General features: G+C 49.6%; 19 protein-coding genes and 4 pseudogenes. 12 read left to right on the top strand and 11 right to left on the bottom strand.

Features of this window, described 5'->3' with window-relative positions:
- Positions 1–198: 198 nt before the first annotated feature.
- On the bottom strand, positions 199–2811 hold the full coding sequence (pepN, locus tag ACLJRH_RS16085) for an aminopeptidase N (RefSeq protein ID WP_023136396.1): 2613 nt from the start codon (positions 2809–2811) through the stop codon (positions 199–201).
- Between the two features lie 426 nt (positions 2812–3237).
- Between pepN and ACLJRH_RS16080 the strand changes: the two genes are divergently transcribed.
- Both ACLJRH_RS16080 and ACLJRH_RS16075 read left to right on the top strand, forming a co-directional pair.
- Positions 3238–3444 carry a DinI-like family protein gene (locus ACLJRH_RS16080; RefSeq protein WP_000497440.1) on the top strand — a complete coding sequence of 69 codons (207 nt, stop codon included), beginning with the start codon at positions 3238–3240 and terminating at the stop codon, positions 3442–3444.
- A 475-nt stretch (positions 3445–3919) separates the two neighbouring features.
- Entirely contained in the window at positions 3920–4720 is an 801-nt protein-coding gene (locus ACLJRH_RS16075; protein ID WP_001536069.1) for a hypothetical protein, read from the top strand.
- Positions 4721–4748: 28 nt separating this feature from the next.
- Here ACLJRH_RS16075 and ACLJRH_RS16070 read toward each other — a convergent pair.
- Positions 4749–4990 (bottom strand): annotated as a pseudogene (locus ACLJRH_RS16070) (helix-turn-helix domain-containing protein); the annotation flags it as partial.
- Between the two features lie 209 nt (positions 4991–5199).
- Here ACLJRH_RS16070 and sopE point away from each other — a divergent pair.
- A complete protein-coding gene (gene sopE, locus ACLJRH_RS16065) occupies positions 5200–5922 on the top strand; it encodes an SPI-1 type III secretion system guanine nucleotide exchange factor SopE (RefSeq protein ID WP_000161704.1) in 723 nt (240 codons plus the stop codon).
- A gap of 207 nt (positions 5923–6129) precedes the next feature.
- Here sopE and ACLJRH_RS16060 read toward each other — a convergent pair whose 3' ends face one another.
- From ACLJRH_RS16060 to ACLJRH_RS16020, 9 genes and pseudogenes are all read right to left on the bottom strand, one after another.
- Positions 6130–6705: a tail fiber assembly protein gene (locus ACLJRH_RS16060; protein WP_023223252.1), complete on the bottom strand. Its 576-nt coding sequence runs from the start codon at positions 6703–6705 to the stop codon at positions 6130–6132.
- A pseudogene (locus tag ACLJRH_RS16055) lies at positions 6705–7682 on the bottom strand (phage tail protein); the annotation flags it as partial. The gene ACLJRH_RS16060 and the pseudogene ACLJRH_RS16055, both read right to left, overlap by 1 nt.
- 425 nt (positions 7683–8107) lie before the next feature.
- A complete protein-coding gene (locus ACLJRH_RS16050) occupies positions 8108–8788 on the bottom strand; it encodes a DUF2612 domain-containing protein (RefSeq protein ID WP_023223254.1) in 681 nt (226 codons plus the stop codon).
- Positions 8785–9984 (bottom strand): baseplate J/gp47 family protein, encoded by a 1200-nt coding sequence (locus ACLJRH_RS16045; protein WP_023223255.1) that lies wholly within the window; start codon positions 9982–9984, stop codon positions 8785–8787. Before ACLJRH_RS16045 ends, ACLJRH_RS16050 begins: the two co-directional genes overlap by 4 nt.
- Positions 9985–10338 carry a hypothetical protein gene (locus ACLJRH_RS16040; protein WP_023223256.1) on the bottom strand — a complete coding sequence of 118 codons (354 nt, stop codon included), beginning with the start codon at positions 10336–10338 and terminating at the stop codon, positions 9985–9987. It abuts the gene before it with no gap.
- Complete coding sequence (locus ACLJRH_RS16035) at positions 10338–11093, bottom strand: Gp138 family membrane-puncturing spike protein (protein ID WP_023223257.1); 756 nt, start codon at positions 11091–11093, stop codon at positions 10338–10340. Before ACLJRH_RS16035 ends, ACLJRH_RS16040 begins: the two co-directional genes overlap by 1 nt.
- Before the next feature lie 59 nt (positions 11094–11152).
- Positions 11153–11326, bottom strand: coding sequence for a hypothetical protein (locus ACLJRH_RS16030; protein WP_023209959.1), 174 nt, complete (start codon positions 11324–11326; stop codon positions 11153–11155).
- 539 nt (positions 11327–11865) lie between these two features.
- Positions 11866–12213: a hypothetical protein gene (locus tag ACLJRH_RS16025; RefSeq protein WP_023223259.1), complete on the bottom strand. Its 348-nt coding sequence runs from the start codon at positions 12211–12213 to the stop codon at positions 11866–11868.
- A gap of 2 nt (positions 12214–12215) precedes the next feature.
- Positions 12216–13175, bottom strand: a pseudogene (locus ACLJRH_RS16020) (hypothetical protein); the annotation flags it as partial.
- Here ACLJRH_RS16020 and ACLJRH_RS16015 point away from each other — a divergent pair.
- From ACLJRH_RS16015 to aspC, 9 genes and pseudogenes are all read left to right on the top strand, one after another.
- Positions 13159–13908 (top strand): annotated as a pseudogene (locus tag ACLJRH_RS16015) (PD-(D/E)XK nuclease-like domain-containing protein); the annotation flags it as partial. The pseudogenes ACLJRH_RS16020 and ACLJRH_RS16015 sit on opposite strands and share 17 nt — an antisense overlap.
- Positions 13871–15028 carry a RecT family recombinase gene (locus tag ACLJRH_RS16010; protein ID WP_077911190.1) on the top strand — a complete coding sequence of 386 codons (1158 nt, stop codon included), beginning with the start codon at positions 13871–13873 and terminating at the stop codon, positions 15026–15028. The pseudogene ACLJRH_RS16015 and the gene ACLJRH_RS16010, both read left to right, overlap by 38 nt.
- Before the next feature lie 42 nt (positions 15029–15070).
- Positions 15071–15310 (top strand): DUF4060 family protein, encoded by a 240-nt coding sequence (locus tag ACLJRH_RS16005; RefSeq protein ID WP_001237031.1) that lies wholly within the window; start codon positions 15071–15073, stop codon positions 15308–15310.
- Between the two features lie 40 nt (positions 15311–15350).
- Positions 15351–15599 carry an excisionase Xis gene (gene xis, locus ACLJRH_RS16000; RefSeq protein WP_000065276.1) on the top strand — a complete coding sequence of 83 codons (249 nt, stop codon included), beginning with the start codon at positions 15351–15353 and terminating at the stop codon, positions 15597–15599.
- 44 nt (positions 15600–15643) lie between these two features.
- Entirely contained in the window at positions 15644–16936 is a 1293-nt protein-coding gene (locus tag ACLJRH_RS15995) for a tyrosine-type recombinase/integrase (protein ID WP_001262307.1), read from the top strand.
- 194 nt (positions 16937–17130) lie between these two features.
- Positions 17131–18333, top strand: coding sequence for a nicotinate phosphoribosyltransferase (gene pncB, locus ACLJRH_RS15990; RefSeq protein WP_000191405.1), 1203 nt, complete (start codon positions 17131–17133; stop codon positions 18331–18333).
- Positions 18334–18501: 168 nt separating this feature from the next.
- A complete protein-coding gene (gene asnS, locus ACLJRH_RS15985) occupies positions 18502–19902 on the top strand; it encodes an asparagine--tRNA ligase (protein WP_000117870.1) in 1401 nt (466 codons plus the stop codon).
- 606 nt (positions 19903–20508) lie between these two features.
- Positions 20509–21606, top strand: a complete 1098-nt coding sequence (gene ompF, locus ACLJRH_RS15980) for a porin OmpF (RefSeq protein ID WP_001539614.1) — start codon at positions 20509–20511, stop codon at positions 21604–21606.
- Between the two features lie 184 nt (positions 21607–21790).
- Complete coding sequence (gene aspC / locus ACLJRH_RS15975; RefSeq protein ID WP_000462653.1) at positions 21791–22981, top strand: aspartate transaminase; 1191 nt, start codon at positions 21791–21793, stop codon at positions 22979–22981.
- Positions 22982–23010: the final 29 nt, after the last annotated feature.

Raw genomic sequence — 23010 nt, 5'->3', positions numbered from 1 at the left:
TGGATTCCCGGTGTGCAAACCGGGGGCGTATTATGGGCGATAACAAAGCAAAAGGGAATTGACCTACGGCAATAAATAGCAATCGTTTTCCTTCATTCTCACTTCACGTTTCGCCAGCGAGCGTCATCGTCCGGCAAAAAAATGCCCGGCAGCGCTAACGCTTACCGGGCATGTCTTACCTCTTTATAGCGGATACTGTCAGGCTAACGCTTTAGTTATCTTCTCGTACAGATCGCCGGAAAGATTCTCCAGCCCTTTTAACTGCTCCAGCGCCGCGCGCATTTTCTCCTGACGCTTATCATCATAACGTTTCAGACGAATCAGCGGTTCAATGAGGCGAGATGCTACCTGCGGGTTACGGCTATTCAGATCGGTCAGCATCTCGACCAGGAACTGGTATCCGCTACCGTCTTGCGCATGGAACGCCGCCGGGTTGCTGCCAGCAAACGCGCCAATTAATGAACGGATGCGGTTCGGGTTGCTCATACTGAAAGAACGGTGTTTGAGCAGGCCGCGTACGGTTTCCAGTACATTTTCCGCCGGGCTTGTGGATTGCAGGATAAACCATTTATCCATCACCAGGCCGTCCTGATGCCACTTATCGTCATACTCCTGCATCAGCGTATCGCGGCACGGCAACTGCGCCGCCACCGCAGCAGACAGGGCCGCCAGCGCATCGGTCATATTATTGGCGTCGCGATACTGTTTGCTGACCAGCGTATTAGCCAGCTCCGTCTCGCCGAACGCCAGGAAGCGCAGGCAAGCATTGCGCAGCGTGCGCTTACCGATATCGCCGTGATCAACACGATACTCATCCAGATGATTGGCGTTATAGATAGCCAGGAACTCATCCGCCAGTTCTGCCGCCAGCGTACGCGTTAGCGCTTCACGAACTTGCGCAATGGCGATCGGGTCGATGACCTCAAACAGCTCTGCAATTTCATTGGCCGAAGGCAGCGTTAAAATTTCTGCGGCCAACGCCGGATCGATTTTCTCATCCAACAGTACTGCGCGGAACGCATCAGCGACATGCACCGGAAGCGATAGCGGTTGCCCCTGCTGATGACGCGCCACATTCAGTTTAATGTATGTGGCCAGCAGGCTTTGCGCCGCATCCCAACGGGAGAAATCATTGCGCGCATGGCGCATCAGGAACGTCAACTGCTGATCGCTCCATTTATATTCCAGTTTCACCGGCGCTGAAAACTCGCACAGCAAGGCCGGAACAGGCTGAAAGTAGACATTATCGAAGGTAAATGTCTGCTCCGCCTGCGTGACGTTCAGCACGGCATTGACCGGATGACCGCCTTTTTGCAACGGAATGACGTTGCCTTCGTTATCGTACAGTTCAATGGCGAATGGAATATGCAGCGGCTGCTTCTCCGCCTGATCCGCCGTCGCCGGAGTGCGCTGGCTGATGGTCAACGTGTACTGCTCGGTTTCCGGATTATAATCATCTTTTACCGTTACAATCGGCGTGCCGGACTGACTGTACCAGCGGCGGAAATGGGACAAATCGACATTAGAAGCATCTTCCATCGCCTGTACGAAGTCATCACACGTCGCGGCGCTGCCGTCATGGCGCTCAAAATAAAGCTGCATCCCCTTCTGGAAATTTTCCTCACCCAGCAACGTGTGGATCATGCGAATGACTTCCGCACCCTTTTCATAAACGGTGAGGGTGTAGAAGTTATTCATTTCGATTACTTTATCCGGGCGGATAGGATGCGCCATCGGGCTGGCGTCTTCCGCGAATTGTAAACCGCGCATGGTACGCACGTTACTGATGCGGTTCACCGCGCGTGACCCCAAATCAGAGCTAAACTCCTGATCGCGGAACACGGTTAGCCCCTCTTTCAGGCTCAACTGGAACCAGTCGCGGCAGGTGACGCGGTTGCCGGTCCAGTTGTGGAAATACTCATGGCCTATCACGCGCTCAATATCGAGATAATCTTTATCCGTCGCGGTATCGGTTCGCGCCAGCACGTATTTGGAGTTAAAGATATTGAGACCTTTATTTTCCATCGCGCCCATATTAAAGAAATCCACCGCGACAATCATATAGATGTCGAGGTCATATTCGAGCCCAAAACGCGTTTCATCCCATTTCATGGAATTTTTCAGCGAAATCATTGCCCACGGCGCGCGATCCAGATTGCCGCGGTCAACGTACAGTTCTAACGCGACTTCACGCCCGGAGCGGGTGGTAAAGGTATCGCGCAGCACGTCAAAATCACCGGCCACCAGCGCAAACAGATAACACGGTTTCGGGAACGGATCTTGCCACTGAACCCAGTGACGGCCATTCTCCAGTTCACCCTGCGCAACACGGTTGCCATTGGAAAGCAGGAACGGATATTTGCTTTTATCGGCAATAATTTTGGTGGTAAATCGCGCCAGTACGTCCGGGCGGTCAAGATACCAGGTAATATGGCGGAAGCCTTCCGCTTCACACTGGGTACAGAGCGCATCGCCGGACTGGTACAATCCTTCCAGCGCCGTATTCGCCGCCGGACTTATCTCGTTGACAATGCGTAACGTAAAACGCTCTGGCAGGTCGCTGATGATAAGCGCGCCCTCTTCTTCTTTATATGCTGTCCACGGCGCATCGTTGACGTGGATAGATACCAGCGTTAAATCTTCCCCATCAAGGCGAAGAGGCGCATCAGGCGCGCCATGACGAACAGCCTGGCTTATTGCGGTGACCACGGTTTTTTCGGCATCGAGGTCAAAGGTCAAGTCAATATCAGTAATCTGGTAATCCGGCGCGCGATAGTCATAGCGGTATTTGGCTTGTGGCTGTTGTGTCATAAAAAACCTTTCGCATCTTTGTGTAGAGTGTCGACTCCAGTCTATTCCTGTTGCGCAAATCGCGCTACGCAGAATGTTCATCTTTTCAGGCACAAACGGCCTCTTTGCTACATTTTTATAATATGTACTCATAGTTTTTAAAATCGATAAAGATCGTCCAGGAGCGCTTTAAACAAGGGATGAGCGAGATCGAGATGAAGCTTGATTAACGAACTTTAACGAACTTCACAGACCACTTTTGCCCCATCCATGCCCCACACATAATTTTAGTCAACGCCAGACCCCATCAGCCCTGCAGGGAAAATCGATAACAAACACGCCCGCAGTATGTTCCCCAAAATTTAAAAACAAGTGGTTCATGCCTTGACAGACAAAACCGCCAAAGCAAAAATACTGTATATACAAACAGTTATTAGCGAAACACGTATGTTCGTAGAACTAGTTTATGACAAGCGTAATGTTGAAGGACTCGAAGGGGCCAGCGAGATCATTCTGGCCGAACTGACGAAGCAGGTGCACCAGATTTTCCCTGATGCCGAAGTGAGGGTGAAGCCGATGCAGGCAAACTGCTTGAATAGTGATGCCAACAAAAGCGATCACGAAAAGTTGAACAGATGCCTGGTTTCAGATTAAACACATTGATTAGCCATTCTTAACCAGTAGAATCCGCCGCGACTGGCAACCATTCAATATTCGCACTATCGAACGATCGCCAGTTTGCCGCAGGCCGTTCCTGCATACGACGTGGCTGCGGCACCGATCATACCGGGCAGTCGTCAAACCTCCAGGATCGCGCATCGTCAACGATGCAGGTGATCGTGAACAAGATATAGTTTTCCACAGTTCGTACAGGATAGGCCTCCTTATTGCTGCCTTCGCAGTGACAGTAACTGTCCCTGTGTTTTCACATCCTAACCTACCATGTCCCCGATAAGTTAAGTATATGAGCGTAGAGGAGCTTTTCGACCATGGGCACAACCTCTAAATCTGAAGGGAGTTCATCAATAGATACAATAATGAACGTTTCTTTAAAGATCTTTGTAGTCAGTCCCTGTTAGGTTGTCGTGACATAAGAATATCGCTTAATTTTGAATACAGGGAAATGTAATTGATTATAAATGTTGGACATGTAGCTACAGAAAAATTCGACACAACTGGAGTGAGCGCCTGTAACAACCAACAGAGTACTTCAGTTGATTTATCCTCCTGTATTATTAATGCTGCTTCAGAATGTACCGTTTTTGTCAGAACAATAATAAAGAAATCGGACAGTTATGATGCTATGCAAATTGACAGGCTTAAAATTGATACGCAGGAAAAATACGACGCTCTTAATTTACAAAGAGAACATCACAAGAAATTTCTGCAAACTATAAAAGCAAACTCTTTTGACAGAGCTATGGCTGAAAGACCAGAAAACCCAATATCTCTGAGTCTAATATATTCTTCCATTGATTCAATAAAATATAACACAGGGAACTGTGCTGATATGTCGCTAATTTTAGGTGCGATTATTGCAAAATATATACCACAAAGACTAACCGGAATAGGATTTTCGAAAAATAATGTATTTGATGCCAGAATAAGCACATCCCTTATGTATAATAGCGCGTCAGGAGGGAATCATGTGGTCGTTTTTTTGACTTTTACTGATTCAAAAGGAATATCGGAATATATACTTGACCCTTGGCTGGATGCGCGCATTTTCAAAAAGGAAGAGTCATATGAAATTTATAAAAACAATAGCAGTGAATATATCAATGAAAATCATTGCTTCGAAGCATACGATAAATACACTGCTATAATGAATAGCGCAGAATATATAGACGCCATAACAAAGACAATAAATCTTTTATATAGAGTTAATCTTGATGAAATTCAATTAACAAATCCATTTAAGTTTATATAATTAACTCTTATGGCTGATTAAAGGAGTGTTATTTTCCCATGAATGGCATCAAAGGCATGTTACTCGCCGGAAATTTTCTGTACAACGTCGAAACGCCAACATCATAAATAATCGCTACCTGCTGTCACGGTACTCCGGCCCTAATGAGGCGCCCGGCTGCGCCCATTGTTCCGTTGTTAGTTTCGGTCGTCGGCCACCAATTTGCCCCTGCTCCCTTGCCGCTGCCAGCCCGGCGCTGGTACGCTCAACGATCAGCTCACGCTCCATTTCAATGCCAGAACAGCAAGGCTCCTCCTGAGCGAAAAGGACATTTTTTGAAAGTTTCTGGAAAATAAAAATAGTACTATTTGAGCATTAATCAAATCAGCCGATTTTTTCTAATTCATCAATCAGATGGACATAGCATTTGCTATAAAAAATAAAAGTATTCCTGCTATCTATATATAAATGAGTTATGTACATATAAAAGGAGCATTACCGTGACAAAAATAACTTTATTTCCCCATAACTTTAGAATCCAAAAACAGGAAACCACACCACTAAAAGAAAAATCAACCGAGAAAAATTCTTTAGCAAAAAGTATTCTCGCAGTAAAAAATCACTTCATCAAATTAAATTCAAAATTATCGGAACGTTTTATTTCGCATAAGAACACTGAATCTTCTGCAACACACTTTCACCGAGGAAGCGCATCTGAGGGCCGGGCAGTGTTGACAAATAAAGTCGTTAAAAACTTTATGCTTCAAACGCTCCATGATATAGATATTAGAGGTAGCGCGAGTAAAGACCCCGCATACGCCAGCCAGACCCGTGAAGCTATACTATCGGCAGTTTACAGCAAGTATAAAGATCAGTATTGTAACTTGCTCATCAGCAAAGGAATCGACATAGCGCCTTTTCTTAAGGAAATTGGCGAGGCTGCGCAAAATGCAGGTCTGCCCGGAGCAACCAAGAATGACGTTTTTACGCCAAGCGGCGCAGGAGCCAATCCTTTTATAACTCCGTTGATTACATCAGCATACAGTAAGTATCCACATATGTTTACCAGTCAACATCAGAAGGCATCCTTTAACATCTATGCGGAGAAGATCATTATGACAGAAGTTGTACCGCTGTTTAATGAGTGTGCTATGCCGACTCCACAGCAATTCCAACAAATACTAGAAAACATTGCTAATAAATATATCCAAAACACTCCCTGAACACAGAAACACCAAAAAATATGCGAGCCTCTTCCTGATTAATATGAACCAATAGTATCCATAATTTTTCCCAGGAACTAACTCTGGAGCTAACTCTGGAGCTAAACCGTCATTTACCAGTGCTAAAATTATACACTCAACCATCAAAATAATAGCCATTGCTGCTATATAACATATAGCAGCAATCTCTACTACATAGCTATATTTTTATAACTGAGATGGTTTCTCCGGCCAGTCAGGATTTAAGGTATCCACCCGGTTTACCAGCACCCTGTATTTTTTCCATTCGTCGAGCTGCGCTTTCTCATCATCTGTTGCGAGTCCAAGATCAACCGCATCCTGAAGCGGCGCGATTTTTTCAGATGCCATTTGCAGGAGCCTGCTTTTGGTTTCTTCCGCCTGACGAAGCTGCGCTGCTTTTTCAGCCGCTTCATCCTTCACCCACGCCTTACCATCCCATTTCCGGTATTCACCTCCTGGTGAAACTGATGTGACATTTTCAGGCAGTGGGCCGGGAGCGGAGATATAAACCTGATTGCAGGTTGTTGTGTCGTAAACCGTCTCGCCGCGGTGATCCTCCTGCAGACTCCATGTTTGGGTTTCAGCGTCAAATACAGCAATATGACTGAAGGGAATATCAGGAGGGGCGATATCAGTACAGTTTGCCGGTAATCCAGTGTGCGGCGGGATATATGCATCACCTGCGCCAATAAATTCGTTTGTATCTGAACGAAGATTAAAAATTTTAATTGTCTGCGCCTGTTCGCTCATTTTAAAAGTCATTATGCCAGCCTCACTATGTAGTTAAATGCAATATTTTTAACCGTGGTTTCCGCATTACCGTCTGCGTCCACAATAACGACGTGTCCGTGTGGACCGATATACATGGTGTGCTCATGTCCTCCGATATAAACTGTATGTGCATGGTCGCCAGCGGCCTGTGTCCATGCACCACCTCCAGGCTGAAATGAGGTGTGATTGGAATCTCCCCAGTATGAATTGATATAACCGCCGAACTGGTGAGTATGATTGCCCGTGGTATTGGTCGATTTCGTGCCGTAATCAAAGGATGAGGTAGATTTTGTCCCTAAGTCAGTATCCTGCGCCCGCGCGGTGTGCGAGTGCGATTTATTGCCGTCCATTTCTTGCGACAATACGGCACGTCCACTGATGGGCTTACCCTTTATTGTCCAGCCTCTCATGTCAGGGATAACGCCGGACGGATACGCTATAGCCAGTAACGGGTAAGCAGATTTATCGAAGGACTGCCCATACATAAAAGCATAACCACCATCCGGGAGCATATCAGACGGCCATGCAATCGCCGCCCCTACTGGATACGAATCCGGTGGCGGATTTAGTGAGGTGTAGAACATCGCCCATTCTGACCACTCAGCGTCGGCGGTATCTCGATGGCTGCGAATATATGCGGGCGCAGGAGCACCATTAACCCCACTCCATCCGATTAATATCTCTCCATCACCGGTTCCGGTCAGACGCAAAATATTCCCGTATTGCGTTGGATAACCGTTATTGTAAACCTCGCCCATTATCAGGCCGCTATCGCTGCCCCTTGTCGTACCAGTCAGTGCCGGAAGCGCGCCGCGTGATGCCAGTCTGTTCGCTGCAACAGCCGTACCGTTGGCAGGAAGCGCTCCGATATTTTGTACAAACAGCGGCTTTTCCGGAATATCGCCACCGTTCTGGTCTTTTTGCATGGCACCAGCAGCTTGCTTTGCTGTTTCTCCCAAACCGAGGTATGTGAGAATATCCGCAATGCTGGCTTTTCCGATGATGTCGCGCCCAACAGAAGTAAGATCTGTCTGTCCGGCTGTATCATTCCCCGTAAAATACGGAAGTTTATCTGCACCAGTAGCCAGACCAGCGAGCGCCGTCAGCGTGGCATCAAGAGTCTGAAAATCCTTACCGAACGCAGCGTACATTTTGGCGATAAAGCCGCTCAGGTCACCATCATCGAGTACATCCTGCCCGCTCTTGCTGGCTGTGTACTGTGCCAGTGCTGCAGCGATGAAGCTCGCCTGACGCAGCGCTTTATTTACCTGTGCACTTGATGCCTTGCCCGCAGTAAAACCAGACAGGAGCGCCGGCAGCGCCTCCCAGTCAGGCTGCGATGTAACATTAGCACCCTTGCCCGTCGCAAACGGTTTAAAATCATTTTTAGCCATCAGAGTAATGTCCCCCATGAACCGGCATCAAACCCGCTGATATATTCGTTATCCATATCAAACCCAAAAAACCTGTTTCCTTCAGAAGGCGTTTCCACCGAAGGAATTTCAATACTTCCGCCCCATACACCAGCGGCCTTTACCGTCAGATACCCTTGTCGTATCGCAGCAATAAGTTCGAGAGAGACCGATGAAATATCTGTTTCAGGAAAAACCCAGATACCTATGGTCATATCCTGGTTATCGACGATCTGCATCTTCAGACCGGACCCGTCCAGTGCAGCGTCAAGAATGGGAGGCAGAGAGTCGTTTCTTCCGTCCCAGTTGTTAATTGCTATCTTTGTTTTTAGAACGATGCGATAGGTTTCATCGCTCAGCGAGGTATAACCCGAATCCGGATCATATGGCCCCTGCCAGACGCCCTGGTCATATCCGAGTCCGTCAGTGTCCCAGCTGAAATAGACACCGCTTATTGGCTGGCTTACAACCCGGCTTAACCCTATCCACTGGCCGAGAATATCGAGTTGTATTCCTGTCGCATGATCAATATCAAAAGCGTTTATTAGCCCATTTATTGCGGCTGAGGTTTCAGATAACGGCCTGGTCACTAAATCGATGTGTTCAACGAATTTAGGTTTTGTCGCATGATAGTTAGTAATTAAGTCCGTATATTTGCTCATGCTGCCACCGTAATAATAATATTTTCCGGCTTACAGGAGGCAGATTCGTCGTAAGCAATATTAATATTCGCCGCAGCAACAGCTTCCGGAGATTTGCCGATCAGTAGCTCCTGAATATCGTAATAGCGTGCATTTCCACCACTGACGACCCCAAGGTTAGCAGGAGAATAAATCCGGCTCAGCAGTACCTGATCACCAATCATCAGTCTGTTAATGTAATCCGCAACAGCCTGCTGAATCTGCACACCTATCTGAGAGGTGTACCCGGCAAAAACTGTTAAGGTGATTTTTCCGTAAACAGGGACATCAGTTGGTCGCGAAAAACTGATTATGTGAGGATTGCCATATTTATCCGGTACGGTTACGGATGTTTTTCCCCAGGTCCGGACCCCCTGCCCTTTATTTCCCCGGATGGTCCTGGCTATTTCGGTCACATCGCCACCATCAACAATGGCCGAGATGGAATGCGGAGGAAGCCCGTTACCGTCAGTCTTTCCTGTATCATTTTCATAGAGCTTGTGGCGCGTCACACCAGCAATATTAGCGATCGCCCCGTCCACACCTTCAAATGGTGTGATGGATGGTATCGCGACACTCTGCCCCTGCCTGATGCGCAGTTCTGCGTCCGTTTCTGCAGGTGCGCCAACGGTGGCCGCTGCCGGGTTGGTTACCGACGTCCAGCCACGGGTCGGTGTATTGATAGTGGTAATCGTCCCGGCAGGAGCTGCAACCGCTCCGCTTTTGGAACAGATTGCAGTTGCCGTCACGGTGCCATCAACACCAATCACCACTGAATCCGGAAAACGCCAGATCACGTTATTGGTGTCTTTCACGGTGCCGTTCGTAATGGTTGTTCCTGCGGTGCCAGTGAGCAGTAAATCCACGGTAGAGTTCGTTGCACCTTTGCGCGCGATACCGTTAATTTTTACGTTACTGGTCAGCGCTGCGCCGTAACCCGTAGCAGGTGAGAAGCAGTTATAGACGGAAATGGCTGTGTTATTGGCATCGTGAATAGCAAGCGCCACCAGCGCCACCATCTGGCCGTCTTTGCTGTCCGGCTCCAGATAAGCGTCACTACCATAAATCTGCTGGAAATAGCTCGTCAGGGTATCGAGTATCGTCTGGTAATCAGGCGCACTGATCCCCTCAGCGGTTACCGTTGCCGATAAGCCGAGTGTGTCCAAATTGAGGGCCATTTATGCCTCGCTGGTTACTGTCGTTGTTCCGTAGATAGTGTCGATTTCAGCGAAGAACTGGACGCGGCGCGTCGTCGTGTTCACTGTGGTATTGAAAGAGAGGATGGATTTCACGCCCCGCGTTTCGAGGATGCGCTTGCGGATCGCCAGATTGTAGGTTTCCGGCTTTTGCTTACCGAGCACAGACTGAATCCACGGTGTTCCCTCTGTCTTATCGAGGAACCACTGCCCGTACCACAATGCAAATCGTGTTTTTACCGCCTGCGCGACAGCTTCTGGCGAGTTAATCAGCCAGGTATCATCGCCACCACCAAAAGTGTAATCACCTTCGCCGTCTTCACGTCTGTACCGCATTAGTTAGGCGCTCCTGTATTACCACCGCCAGTCTGTACCCCGCCGTGGGTATGCGTCATCAGGCTCTTACCGCCAGCCGTTACATCGTTTGTCACCGTGACAGGACCGAGCATCGTTGCGCTACCGCCGCCCTCCCCCATCCCCTGCGACAGATTGCCGTTAATGGTTACGTCACCGTTTAGCGTAATGGTGGGTGATGTGATCGTGGTTCCGCCTTCTGCAGTAGCCGTCAGCGCGCCGGGGGTTTTTACAGTAACGTTATGGCCTGCGGCCACTTCCACAAAAGCAGCTCCATCATCGGTACGCAACTGCGCGGCGCTGGTGCTGATACCGCTTATTTTTTGCGCCTGCGACTGCGGCCCGACGATACAGAACGCATCCGATAAATCATGCCCCCGATCGTCGACAGGCTCCTGTACCCCGCCGTTCTGCCACCAGAAATCGATGCAGCGATCGGCAAAAATCACCAGGCATTCATCACCAGCTTTCACCGGGAAGGTTAGCGTGCAGCCTCCGCCGCGCGGAAATACCACCGGCACATCCACCAGCAGCGGGTAAGGATTTGTCATCCGGTTGCCGTCGTTATCGGTCTCAACCGAACGGATAGCAGGCTGCACAACCGCCGTAACCGCGTCAGGGTCGAAGGACTGAATAATGCCAGGTAACGCGACACGGATCTGGTTTTTAGTGGTTTCCCGCTCAGATTTGAATGTTTCGGCAAGGTCGCCGCTGCGAGTCTGGTCAGATACTGCCATTTGTTAGGCTCCAGAAAGCAAAAAACCCGCCGGGTGGCGGGTTTGTAGATTAGGTTTTACTACCGTTCTTTCTTTGGAAAGATATTCGGATTGCGATGAAAACTTTCTGTCATAACTTCCAGGTCCCCAAAAGGAACTCTCGCTATGATGTCTTGCTCATAGTTATTAAGGAAAGCTTCTTCAGCCTCTTGTGGTTTCGGTTGATGCTCATTTTCGTCTTCTGGATAGGACATTTTCAAACCTTATTTATCAACATGCACGTTACGGAAATAATAAAAAAAACAAACGACATTGCCATCCATCGAAACAACTCATTAACAAATGCTGATTTTTCTTTATGGATTTTCTCGATACTATCAATAGCCCTACGATACATTATCAAGTGAAATCTAACTGTATTATCACGATTCCCCTTCAGAAGAAAGTCATGTTGTTCAGCTGTACGATACACTGGCATTTTAGGAATATTTCTAAGCTCCCAAGATTTCCATAGATAATAAAAACAAACCACTAAACATACAAAGCATGAACACAAACACAATAGAGACAATCTTGCTGATAGGCTAGTCTTTAACTTTTGCCCCAACTCAAAGGACCCAAAAACGGCTAATAATGCAGAAATCTCAACACCGAGCACAGCAAGAAGAAAATTAGCTTTATCCTCCAACCGTCTGTACGTTGCCTTAACTTCTTCATACCTCTCTTTTGAGTACGACAAAATTGTATCTATTTCAAGGCCAACTGCTTCATTCCGTTGATTACACATACTTTACTAATCATCAACCTTCTTGCACGGGAATGAACCGATAATTCTCGGCGCGTCCATACTGTTCTGTAGCAGCTGGACGTTCAGGAATCGCGTTTCGGTACCCGGACGATGGATATACTCGAACCCATAATTATTGCCATCTTTGGCAGGCATCAGCCCCATTTTTATCTGCATGCCCGTACCGTCTTTACCCAACATTTTTACTTTTTGAGACGTCACTGTTTCGCCATTGATTTTAAACAATGAGTCCGGGATAGCATCCATACGGAAGCTGCCACATTGCATCGTTATGGTGTTTGCACTTGCGCCAAAAGACGCTAACGCCAGCAATGAAAATATCCATCGTTTCATTTCTATAACCCTCTCTGCAAAGCAGTGCTGGATGGCATATCCGCCGCGCCACGCGCTTCGCACATCATATCCATGTACCACGGCTGGCCCCTTGTGTCACCAGTATACATAATGCCTTTCACAACATAAACGCCATCCGTTGCAATGCTGGCCGTCATTTGTTTGGACACGGGCAGGGTAACGTTAGAGTTGCCATCTATTGTTTCGTCAAAGTAACGTCCCGCTGCTTTAGCGATATCGTCATTCGGTAAAGCTGTTTTATAGATAGAAGCCTGATCCAGTTGAATTAGCCCGTTAACCCGGATGTTCGGGTTAATCAGCGCGCGGACGTTAACGCCATTACCGATGGTCTGCTGAGGCATGCCGATCAGCCCGGTGGCGCTGTTGAGCACAATCGCGTCGTGCATGTATTCACCTTCGGGCAGCATATTAAGCTGACCATCCACGAACTGCCAGGTGGTGCCGCACTGAGCAGCAACGTTATCCATAAGATGCCGTGTCATGCCAAACAACACACGTCCCCGCGGGAAAACAGTCGGGGGGAATACCGGAGTGCGACCAACGGTCGCGCCTTTGGCTTCGAAGTCCTTCATCAACAGCCTGAACATATCTTCTGTCGTGTAACCCGCTGCCAGCGTCTGATTGGTAATGCTGGTGGCAAATGCCAGATCCGTATCGGCGGCCTGAATCAGGACGTAGGAGTCAATGGGACTGTCTTTTCCTGTGACCGAGTAACGAATCTCTCCGCTAAAAATCAGTCCGTAGTTACGCCCGTCGCTCTGGCCCACCGTGTCGGCGTCAACTTCCCGCACGGTCCCGACGTCACTAGCCGATACCTCCGGCGCGATACCGTCGTAACCGGCAATCAGCCGCACTTTCGAAAACTCCTGCCCGGTGATGCAGTTCACCGTATCTGCCGAGAGGTTGTAGATTTTGAATGTTCCCACCCGTGACGCGCTGCTGGAGCAACTGGCAATAATCAACCCTGACCTGGTCGCTCAGGAAGCGCAAAAATCGTCGCCGTTGAAAGTCTCTGGCACGAAGGCCGATCTGATTCAGGCCGTGAAATCAGTCAACCCGGCAGCGGTATTCGCCGACGAATTGCTGGATGCGTGGCGGGAGAACACCGAAGGGAAAGTGCTGGTCACCCGCCAACAGCTCAGCACCGCGCTGAACATTCAGAAAGCCCTGCTGGAGCACCCGACCGCCGGCAAATTGCTGACTCACCCAAGCCGCGCTGTCGAGGTTAGCTATTTTGGGATTGATGAGGAAACCGGGTTGGAAGTTCGGGTACGCCCTGACCTTGAGCTCGATATGGGCGGCCTGCGCATTGGCGCCGACCTGAAAACTATCAGCATGTGGAACATCAAGCAGGAAGGCCTGCGTGCGAAGTTGCACCGGGAAATCATCGATCGGGACTATCACCTGAGCGCGGCCATGTACTGCGAAACTGCGGCGCTGGACCAGTTTTTCTGGATTTTCGTCAACAAAGACGAGAACTACCACTGGGTCGCCATCATTGAGGCGTCTACCGAGTTGCTGGAACTTGGCATGCTGGAATACCGCAAAACAATGCGAGAGATAGCAAACGGCTTCGACACTGGTGAATGGTCAGCGCCTATCACAGAAGACTACACCGACGAACTGAACGATTTTGATGTGCGCCGCCTTGAAGCGTTGCGCGTACAGGCATAAGGGGAAAATCATGGAAAACACAAATATTGTTACCACTGAGCAGCAGGCACCAAACACCATTTCTGCCAGTAACGCAATTTTTAACGTTCAGGCACTGGGTCAGTTAACAGCTTTCGCTAACCTGATGGCAGACTCACAGGTGACGGTACCGGCACACCTTGCAGGGAAACCAGCCGACTGTATGGCTATCGTCATGCAGGCTATGCAATGGGGCATGAACCCTTACGCTGTGGCGCAGAAAACACACCTGGTTAACGGTGTTCTTGGTTACGAGGCACAACTGGTCAACGCAGTAATCGCAAGCTCCAGTGCCATTCATGGCCGTTTTCATTACCGCTATGGGGGTGACTGGGAGCGCTGCACCAGGACACAGGAAATCACACGCGATAAAAACGGTAAAAATGGGAAGTACACCGTCACTGAGCGCGTTCGTGGCTGGACAGATGAGGACGAGATCGGCCTGTTCGTTCAGGTTGGTGCCATTCTGCGAGGTGAATCTGAAATCACCTGGGGAGAACCTCTTTACCTCTCCGGCGTTGTTACCCGCAATTCTCCGCTATGGGTTTCAAACCCTAAACAGCAAATTGCCTATCTGGGCGTTAAATATTGGGCTCGCCTGTACTGCCCGGAAGTGATCCTCGGCGTGTACAGCCCTGATGAGGTTGAGCAACGAGAAGAACGCGAGATTAACCCTGCTCCAGTCCAGCGCATGAGCGTACAGGAAATCACCAGCGAGGTTAGCACCAGGACCAGCGCGCAGGAGTCGGCAGCTAACGTTGATGCTGTTGCCGACGATCTTCGCGAACGCATTGATACAGCAAGTTCCGTTGATCAGGCAAAAGCAATCCGTGCGGATATCGAATCACAGAAAGCGTTGCTGGGTACTGCGCTGTTCACCGAATTAAAAAACAAAGCAGTGAAGCGCTATTACCAGGTCGATGCACAGAACAAAATCGAGGCAGTGATCAACTCAATTCCAAACCCTGGCGAACCGGAAGCCGCAGAGATGTTTGCTAAAGCTGAAAGCACGCTTGGCGCTGCTAAACGTCATCTTGGCGACGAACTGCACGATAAGTACCGCGTCACCCTGGACGATATGAAACCGGAATACATCGGCTAATTGCATCGGGAGGGGTTACGCCCTCCCGCCTGAGGAGGTTTTATGCGCCTTATAAATCGCAGTAAGCAATCGCCATTGGGCCGTCGCGCATGTGATGTTGCACTGGCAGCGCATCATGAGAAGTTCGGCGATTACGGCAGACAAAAGCACGTTACCAATTACACCGTTGTAGTGGATGGCGTAAAGGTTCCTGTCGAAGTAGTTAACCGGGCCACCAGCTACGTAGCCACCGCAATGATCGGCGTCCGGAAACTTAGAAATCTGCCAGCACAGGCAAACTGAATATTAGCGATGGCCCGCTGCGGGGCCACTGGAGAAAACGATGAGCAACATTATCCAACTGACGCCAAACAAGTGGGTTAGCGAAAAAGTTCTGATTGCGGTTACCGGGCTTAAGCCCGGAACCATTACCCGCGCCAGAAAAGAATCCTGGATGCTGGGCCGCGAGTACCTGCACATTTCACCAGACGGAAATCCGAAGCCTTCGAGCGAATGCATATACAACAGAGAAGCCGTTGATCAGTGGATCGAGGCGCAGAAAAAAAATCAACCAGGTGCGAAGACAACATGAAAAGCAGTACACTCGTCAATGCTCCTGGACGTCAGGAGGGATTAATGGCTAATGCATCATACCCGACAGGCGTCGAAAACCACGGCGGTTCGCTCCGCATCTGGTTTCTGTATAAAGGTAAACGTGTCAGGGAAAACCTTGGTATCCCTGACACTGCAAAAAATCGCAAGATAGCTGGCGAACTGCGTTCTTCGGTTTGTTTTGCGATAAGGATGGGGAATTTTAACTATGTGGAAAAATTCCCAAACTCACCGAACCTTGCCCGGTTCGGTCAGGATAGAAAGGAAATTACTGTGCTGGAGCTTACCGAAAGATGGTCCGAGCTGAAGAGAATGGAGATCAGCTCTAATACCATGAGTAGGTACGAATCTATCATAAAAAACATGCTTCCACTCATCGGCGAAAACAAAATGGTTTCTGCGGTGACTACTGAGGATTTGCTGTATGTCAGGAAGGAGTTGCTGACGGGCTTTCAGGTAATGAAGAAGGATCACCGGACTCAGGTTAAAGGCCGGAAATCGTCCACAGTGAATAATTACATGATGCTGATGGCCGAGATCTTCCAGTTTGGAACAGATAACGGCTATGCAAAGGAAAACCCGTTTAGCGGAATTAACCGTCTCAAGAAAGCGAAAGGGGAACCAGATCCACTCACGACAGACGAGTTCATCAGGTTTATCCAGGCATGCGGACACCAGCAGATGAGAAATCTCTGGTCACTGGCAGTCTATACCGGAATGAGGCATGGGGAGTTGTGCGGTCTGGCCTGGGAAGATATCGATCTGCATGCCGGGACGATCATTGTGAAGCGCAACCTTACCCAGACGGATGAGTTCACCCTGCCAAAAACCGACGCAGGTACTGACAGGGTGATATATCTCATTCAACCAGCTATTGATGCCCTGAGGAATCAGGCCCAGTTGACACGCCTTGGCCGGCAGTTTGAGGTTGAAGTGAAGTTGCGGGAATATGGACAATCTGTCATTCAGCCCTGCACGTTCGTATTCAGCCCTCAATGCGTCAAACGTGGACCTCGCACAGGATATCACTACGCGGTTAATTCCATTAATAAAATTTGGGCCCCGATAATCAAGCGTGCCGGCATTCGTTACCGTAACGCGTATCAGTCACGACATACCTATGCATGCTGGTCATTATCAGCTGGTGCTAACCCAAACTTTATAGCAACGCAGATGGGGCATACCGATGCACAGATGGTTTACAAGGTGTATGGAAAGTGGATGTCAGAGAAGAGCGCAGAACAGGTTTCTCTGCTCAACCAGGCACTTTCCCGCTATGCCCCATCACTGCCCCAAAGCATGGTAGCAGCGCAGTAGAAATCCTTAAATTCAAGGGGTTAGCAGTCGCATCGCTACATTTTTATAACATGGGGCACGAAATGCGCTCGACCCTAAAGACAGCTTATGGTGTGATCGGGGTTCAATAAATCGCTAAACAAGGTATACTCCAGCGGTTTTCTTAGTTGTTTATTGTACTAAACGCTCCCGTGAGAGGACGCTACAGCGCACCTATGACACAATTCGCTTCTCCTGTTCTGCACTCGTTGCTGGATACAGATGCTTATAAGTTGCATATGCAGCAAGCCGTTTTTCACCACTACTATGATGTGCAGGTAGCGGCTGAGTTTCGTTGCCGTGGCGACGACCTGCTGGGTATTTATGCCGATGCTATTCGCGAGCAGGTGGACGCGATGCAGCACCTGCGCCTCCAGGAGGACGAGTTCCAGTGGCTCTCCGGCCTGCCCTTTTTTAAACCGGATTATCTGAACTGGTTACGCGAGTTTCGCTATAACCCAGCTCAAGTCTGTGTCACCAACGATAACGGCAAGCTGAATATTCGCTTAACCGGCCCGTGGCGTGAAGTCATTATGTGGGAAGTGCCGCTGCTGGCCGTGATCAGTGAACTGGTTCATCACTACCGCTCGCCAAACGCGGGCGTTGATCAGGCGCTCGACGCGCTGGAAAGTAAGCTGGTTGATTTCACTGCGTTAACCGCCAATCTCGATATGTCCCGCTTCCACCTGATGGACTTCGGCACCCGCCGCCGTTTCTCTCGTGAAGTGCAGCAGGCGATAGTTAAACGTCTCCAGCAGGAGTCATGGTTCGTCGGCACCAGCAACTATGATCTCGCGCGTCGCCTGGCGCTGACGCCGATGGGCACTCAGGCGCACGAATGGTTCCAGGCGCATCAACAAATCAGTCCGGACCTGGCGACCAGCCAGCGTGCCGCGTTGGCCGCCTGGCTTAACGAATATCCGGACCAGCTTGGTATCGCCTTGACAGATTGCATTACAATGGATGCGTTTTTACGCGATTTCGGCATTGAATTCGCCAGCCGTTATCAGGGGTTACGCCACGACTCAGGAGACCCTGTCGCATGGGGCGAAAAGGCGATTGCCCATTATGAAAAGCTGGGGATTGATCCGCTGACAAAAACGCTGGTCTTTTCAGATAACCTTGATCTGCAAAAGGCGGTCGAGCTCTATCGCCATTTCGCCTCTCGCGTGCAGTTAAGCTTCGGCATCGGTACCCGCCTGACCTGCGATATCCCTCAGGTAAAACCGCTCAATATCGTGATCAAGCTTGTGGAGTGTAACGGAAAGCCAGTGGCTAAACTTTCCGACAGCCCCGGTAAAACGATCTGTCATGATAAAGCGTTTGTGCGCGCGCTGCGTAAAGCCTTTGATCTCCCGCAGATCCGCAAAGCTAGTTAATTCTTTCCAGGGAGCCTGCCTGGGCTCCTTTTTCAGGTTTATTTCCGAAATCTTTCACTTCAGCTGCGATTTCTACTTGTCTGATTGCAGATGCCAGGTAACATAGGAATACCCCCATTTCGGGTGGACAAGTGTTTATTTTTTCCGACTATTAACAGAGAGAATATTATGAGCGTTGTGCCTGTAGCCGACGTACTCCAGGGCCGTGTAGCCGTTGACCAAGAAGTCACCGTGCGCGGATGGGTGCGTACCCGCCGAGATTCAAAAGCTGGCATCTCCTTCCTCGCCGTTTATGACGGCTCCTGCTTTGATCCTGTACAGGCTGTCATTAATAATTCTCTGCCCAATTATAATGAAGAAGTATTACACCTGACGACAGGCTGCTCCGTGGTAGTAACAGGTAAGGTTGTCGCGTCGCCGGGACAGGGGCAAAGTTTCGAAATCCAGGCTACAAAAGTAGAGGTCGCAGGCTGGGTGGAAGATCCGGATACCTACCCGATGGCGGCAAAACGCCATAGCATTGAGTATCTGCGTGAGGTCGCGCATCTGCGCCCGCGCACTAACCTGATTGGCGCGGTAGCGCGCGTCCGCCATACTCTGGCGCAGGCGCTGCATCGCTTCTTCGATGAGCAGGGTTTCTTTTGGGTCTCTACCCCGCTGATTACCGCTTCCGATACCGAAGGCGCTGGCGAAATGTTCCGCGTCTCAACGCTGGATCTGGAAAACCTGCCGCGTAACGACCAGGGCAGAGTAGATTTTGACAAAGACTTTTTTGGCAAAGAATCATTCCTGACCGTCTCCGGCCAGCTCAACGGTGAAACGTATGCCTGTGCGCTGTCCAAAATCTATACTTTTGGGCCGACCTTCCGCGCGGAAAATTCCAACACCAGCCGCCACCTGGCGGAGTTCTGGATGCTGGAGCCGGAAGTGGCGTTCGCCGATCTGGAAGACAACGCCCGTCTGGCGGAAGCCATGCTGAAATATGTCTTCAACGCGGTTCTGGAAGAGCGTGCGGATGACATGAAGTTCTTTGCCGAACGCGTGGATAAAGACGCTATCGCTCGTCTGGAGCGTTTTGTCTCCACCGACTTCGCTCAGGTGGATTACACCGATGCGGTCGCCATTCTGGAACGCTGTGGTAAGACATTTGAAAACCCGGTGTTCTGGGGCGTCGACCTCTCTTCCGAACACGAACGTTATCTGGCGGAAGAGCATTTCAAAGCGCCGGTAGTGGTGAAAAACTATCCGAAGGAAATTAAAGCGTTTTACATGCGCCTTAACGAAGATGGCAAAACCGTGGCGGCCATGGATGTGCTGGCGCCGGGAATCGGCGAAATCATCGGTGGTTCCCAGCGTGAAGAGCGTCTGGATGTGCTGGATGCCCGTATGGCCGAAATGGGGCTGAATAAAGAAGATTACTGGTGGTATCGCGACTTGCGTCGCTACGGTACTGTACCGCATTCCGGCTTTGGCCTGGGCTTTGAACGCCTTATCGCTTACGTCACGGGTGTGCAAAACGTGCGCGATGTTATTCCGTTCCCACGGACCCCACGCAACGCCAGCTTCTGATTTTTACGTCACACTCAAGGCCAGCTATGCTGGCCTTTTTTTTCGCCTGAATGTCAGCCTTATTATCAATAAGTAAATAAATTTAATTACAACCCTCTGAATTACCACATCTTGTTACTGTATATTTCACGAAAATATTTACACATAAAAATTAATCCTTAATTTTATTGCGGATTAGATTTTTCTGCTCTAATAGCACAATTTTTCACCATAATTTCAGACATCAAGACTTCTAAATGGCTATTTTTATGAAATGGCTCGTCTGCTGCTTTTTCAGGTACAACGGTTCTACAAGCCAATAATTACAATAAAATCATAGTGATAAAAGAAAAACGATCAAATCAAAGCGAGAACTCAGGGGAAGTTTGACGTTGTTCACAAAGTTCCGCGAAAATAACATTTGTTTACATATTTTTTCCTTTTGAAACTAAATCTTTATATTTGTAGCACTTTCACGGTAGCGAAACGTTAGTTTGAATGGAAAGATGCCTGTCAGACACATAAAGACACCAAACTCTCATCAATATTTCTGTAAAGTTTTATTGACGGAATTTATTGACGGCAGTGGCAGGTGTCATATAAAAAAACCAATGAGGGTAATAAATAATGATGAAGCGCAAAATCCTGGCAGCGGTGATCCCTGCCCTGCTGGCTGCTGCAACCGCAAACGCAAACGCAGCAGAAATTTATAATAAAGATGGTAATAAGCTGGATCTGTACGGTAAAGCCGTGGGTCGTCACGTATGGACAACGACCGGCGATAGCAAAAATGCCGACCAGACTTATGCCCAGATTGGTTTTAAAGGGGAAACGCAGATTAACACCGATCTGACCGGTTTCGGTCAGTGGGAATACCGTACTAAAGCAGACCGCGCTGAAGGCGAACAGCAGAACTCGAATCTGGTCCGTCTGGCTTTCGCGGGTTTGAAATACGCGGAAGTGGGTTCAATCGATTATGGTCGTAACTACGGTATCGTTTACGATGTTGAATCCTATACCGATATGGCCCCCTACTTCTCCGGCGAAACCTGGGGCGGCGCCTATACCGATAACTACATGACCAGCCGTGCTGGCGGTTTGTTGACCTATCGTAACTCTGACTTCTTTGGTCTGGTGGACGGTCTCTCTTTCGGTATCCAGTATCAGGGTAAAAATCAGGACAACCACAGCATTAACTCTCAGAATGGCGATGGCGTAGGTTACACCATGGCATATGAGTTCGACGGCTTTGGCGTCACCGCAGCGTACAGCAACAGCAAGCGTACTAACGATCAGCAGGATCGCGATGGTAATGGCGATCGCGCAGAGTCATGGGCCGTTGGCGCGAAATATGATGCAAACAACGTCTACCTGGCTGCCGTATATGCTGAAACCCGCAATATGAGCATTGTTGAAAATACGGTTACCGATACCGTGGAAATGGCAAACAAAACGCAGAACCTGGAAGTGGTCGCTCAGTACCAGTTTGACTTCGGCCTGCGTCCGGCAATCTCGTATGTGCAGAGTAAAGGTAAGCAGTTGAACGGCGCCGACGGCTCGGCCGATCTGGCGAAATATATTCAGGCGGGCGCGACTTACTACTTCAACAAAAACATGAACGTATGGGTTGACTACCGTTTCAACCTGCTGGACGAAAACGACTACAGCTCCAGCTACGTTGGCACCGACGATCAGGCGGCTGTCGGTATTACTTACCAGTTCTGATCAGCAGACCCCTTTGTTTTATGCCTCAAAAACAGGACTTCGGTCCTGTTTTTTTATCTCTCTTAGAGAAAATGTGCGTCTTTCAAAAACAGGCGGGCTTTTTAGCGCTAACGGTTGGCATTTTGTAAATCTGCCGTTAACCTGATAGCGGATTTCCCTTCTGTAACTATAATGGAACCTCGTCATGTTTGAGAACATAACCGCCGCTCCTGCCGACCCGATTTTGGGCCTGGCCGATCTGTTTCGCGCCGATGACCGTCCAGGGAAAATTAACCTTGGCATTGGCGTATATAAAGATGAAACCGGCAAAACACCGGTGCTCACCAGCGTTAAAAAAGCCGAGCAGTATTTACTGGAAAATGAAACGACGAAAAACTATCTCGGCATTGACGGGATTCCGGAATTTGCTCGCTGCACTCAGGAACTGCTATTCGGCAAAGGCAGCGCGCTGATTAACGATAAGCGCGCACGCACGGCGCAAACGCCGGGCGGTACCGGCGCGTTACGCATTGCCGCCGACTTTTTGGCAAAAAATACTCCGGTAAAACGGGTGTGGGTGAGCAACCCCAGCTGGCCGAACCACAAAAGCGTGTTTAACGCTGCCGGCCTGGAAGTTCGGGAGTACGCTTACTACGATGCGGAAAATCACACGCTGGATTTTGAAGCGTTACAAGCCAGCCTGAGCGAAGCACAGGCCGGCGATGTGGTTCTGTTCCACGGTTGCTGTCATAACCCAACCGGCATTGACCCTACTCTGGAACAGTGGCAGGTTCTGGCTGAGCTTTCCGTTGAAAAAGGGTGGCTGCCGCTATTCGATTTCGCTTACCAGGGCTTTGCCCGCGGCCTGGAAGAAGATGCGGAAGGTCTGCGCGCCTTTGCCGCGCTGCATAAAGAGCTCATTGTCGCCAGCTCCTACTCCAAAAACTTCGGCTTATATAATGAGCGCGTCGGCGCCTGCACCCTCGTTGCCGCCGATGCGGAAACCGTGGATCGCGCTTTTAGCCAGATGAAATCCGCCATTCGCGCTAACTACTCCAACCCGCCAGCGCACGGCGCGTCCATCGTCGCGACTATCCTGAGTAATGACGCCCTGCGCGCGATCTGGGAACAGGAACTGACGGATATGCGCCAGCGTATTCAGCGTATGCGTCAACTGTTCGTGAATACCTTGCAGGAAAAAGGCGCGAACCGTGACTTCAGCTTTATTATCAAGCAGAACGGGATGTTCTCATTCAGCGGTCTGACCAAAGATCAGGTGCTGCGTCTGCGTGAAGAGTTCGGCGTTTATGCCGTGGCTTCTGGTCGCGTGAACGTGGCGGGCATGACCCCGGATAATATGGCGCCGCTGTGCGAAGCCATTGTCGCGGTACTGTAAAAAGCTGCCGACTGGCGTGACCGATAAAA

Origin of the sequence: Salmonella sp. SAL04162 (assembly GCF_046551535.1) — a bacterium.
GTDB lineage: Bacteria > Pseudomonadota > Gammaproteobacteria > Enterobacterales > Enterobacteriaceae > Salmonella > Salmonella enterica.
This window is presented reverse-complemented; position numbering and strand designations above follow the sequence as displayed.

Coding starts and splice junctions, on each gene's coding strand:
- pepN (WP_023136396.1), bottom strand. CDS start 2,811: ATGACACAACAGCCACAAGCCAAATACCGCTATGACTATCGCGCGCCG.
- ACLJRH_RS16080 (WP_000497440.1), top strand. CDS start 3,238: ATGTTCGTAGAACTAGTTTATGACAAGCGTAATGTTGAAGGACTCGAA.
- ACLJRH_RS16060 (WP_023223252.1), bottom strand. CDS start 6,705: ATGACTTTTAAAATGAGCGAACAGGCGCAGACAATTAAAATTTTTAAT.
- ACLJRH_RS16050 (WP_023223254.1), bottom strand. CDS start 8,788: ATGAGCAAATATACGGACTTAATTACTAACTATCATGCGACAAAACCT.
- ACLJRH_RS16045 (WP_023223255.1), bottom strand. CDS start 9,984: ATGGCCCTCAATTTGGACACACTCGGCTTATCGGCAACGGTAACCGCT.
- ACLJRH_RS16040 (WP_023223256.1), bottom strand. CDS start 10,338: ATGCGGTACAGACGTGAAGACGGCGAAGGTGATTACACTTTTGGTGGT.
- ACLJRH_RS16035 (WP_023223257.1), bottom strand. CDS start 11,093: ATGGCAGTATCTGACCAGACTCGCAGCGGCGACCTTGCCGAAACATTC.
- ACLJRH_RS16030 (WP_023209959.1), bottom strand. CDS start 11,326: ATGTCCTATCCAGAAGACGAAAATGAGCATCAACCGAAACCACAAGAG.
- ACLJRH_RS16025 (WP_023223259.1), bottom strand. CDS start 12,213: ATGAAACGATGGATATTTTCATTGCTGGCGTTAGCGTCTTTTGGCGCA.
- ACLJRH_RS16010 (WP_077911190.1), top strand. CDS start 13,871: ATGTGCGCCGCCTTGAAGCGTTGCGCGTACAGGCATAAGGGGAAAATC.
- ACLJRH_RS16005 (WP_001237031.1), top strand. CDS start 15,071: ATGCGCCTTATAAATCGCAGTAAGCAATCGCCATTGGGCCGTCGCGCA.
- xis (WP_000065276.1), top strand. CDS start 15,351: ATGAGCAACATTATCCAACTGACGCCAAACAAGTGGGTTAGCGAAAAA.
- ACLJRH_RS15995 (WP_001262307.1), top strand. CDS start 15,644: ATGGCTAATGCATCATACCCGACAGGCGTCGAAAACCACGGCGGTTCG.
- pncB (WP_000191405.1), top strand. CDS start 17,131: ATGACACAATTCGCTTCTCCTGTTCTGCACTCGTTGCTGGATACAGAT.
- asnS (WP_000117870.1), top strand. CDS start 18,502: ATGAGCGTTGTGCCTGTAGCCGACGTACTCCAGGGCCGTGTAGCCGTT.
- ompF (WP_001539614.1), top strand. CDS start 20,509: ATGATGAAGCGCAAAATCCTGGCAGCGGTGATCCCTGCCCTGCTGGCT.
- aspC (WP_000462653.1), top strand. CDS start 21,791: ATGTTTGAGAACATAACCGCCGCTCCTGCCGACCCGATTTTGGGCCTG.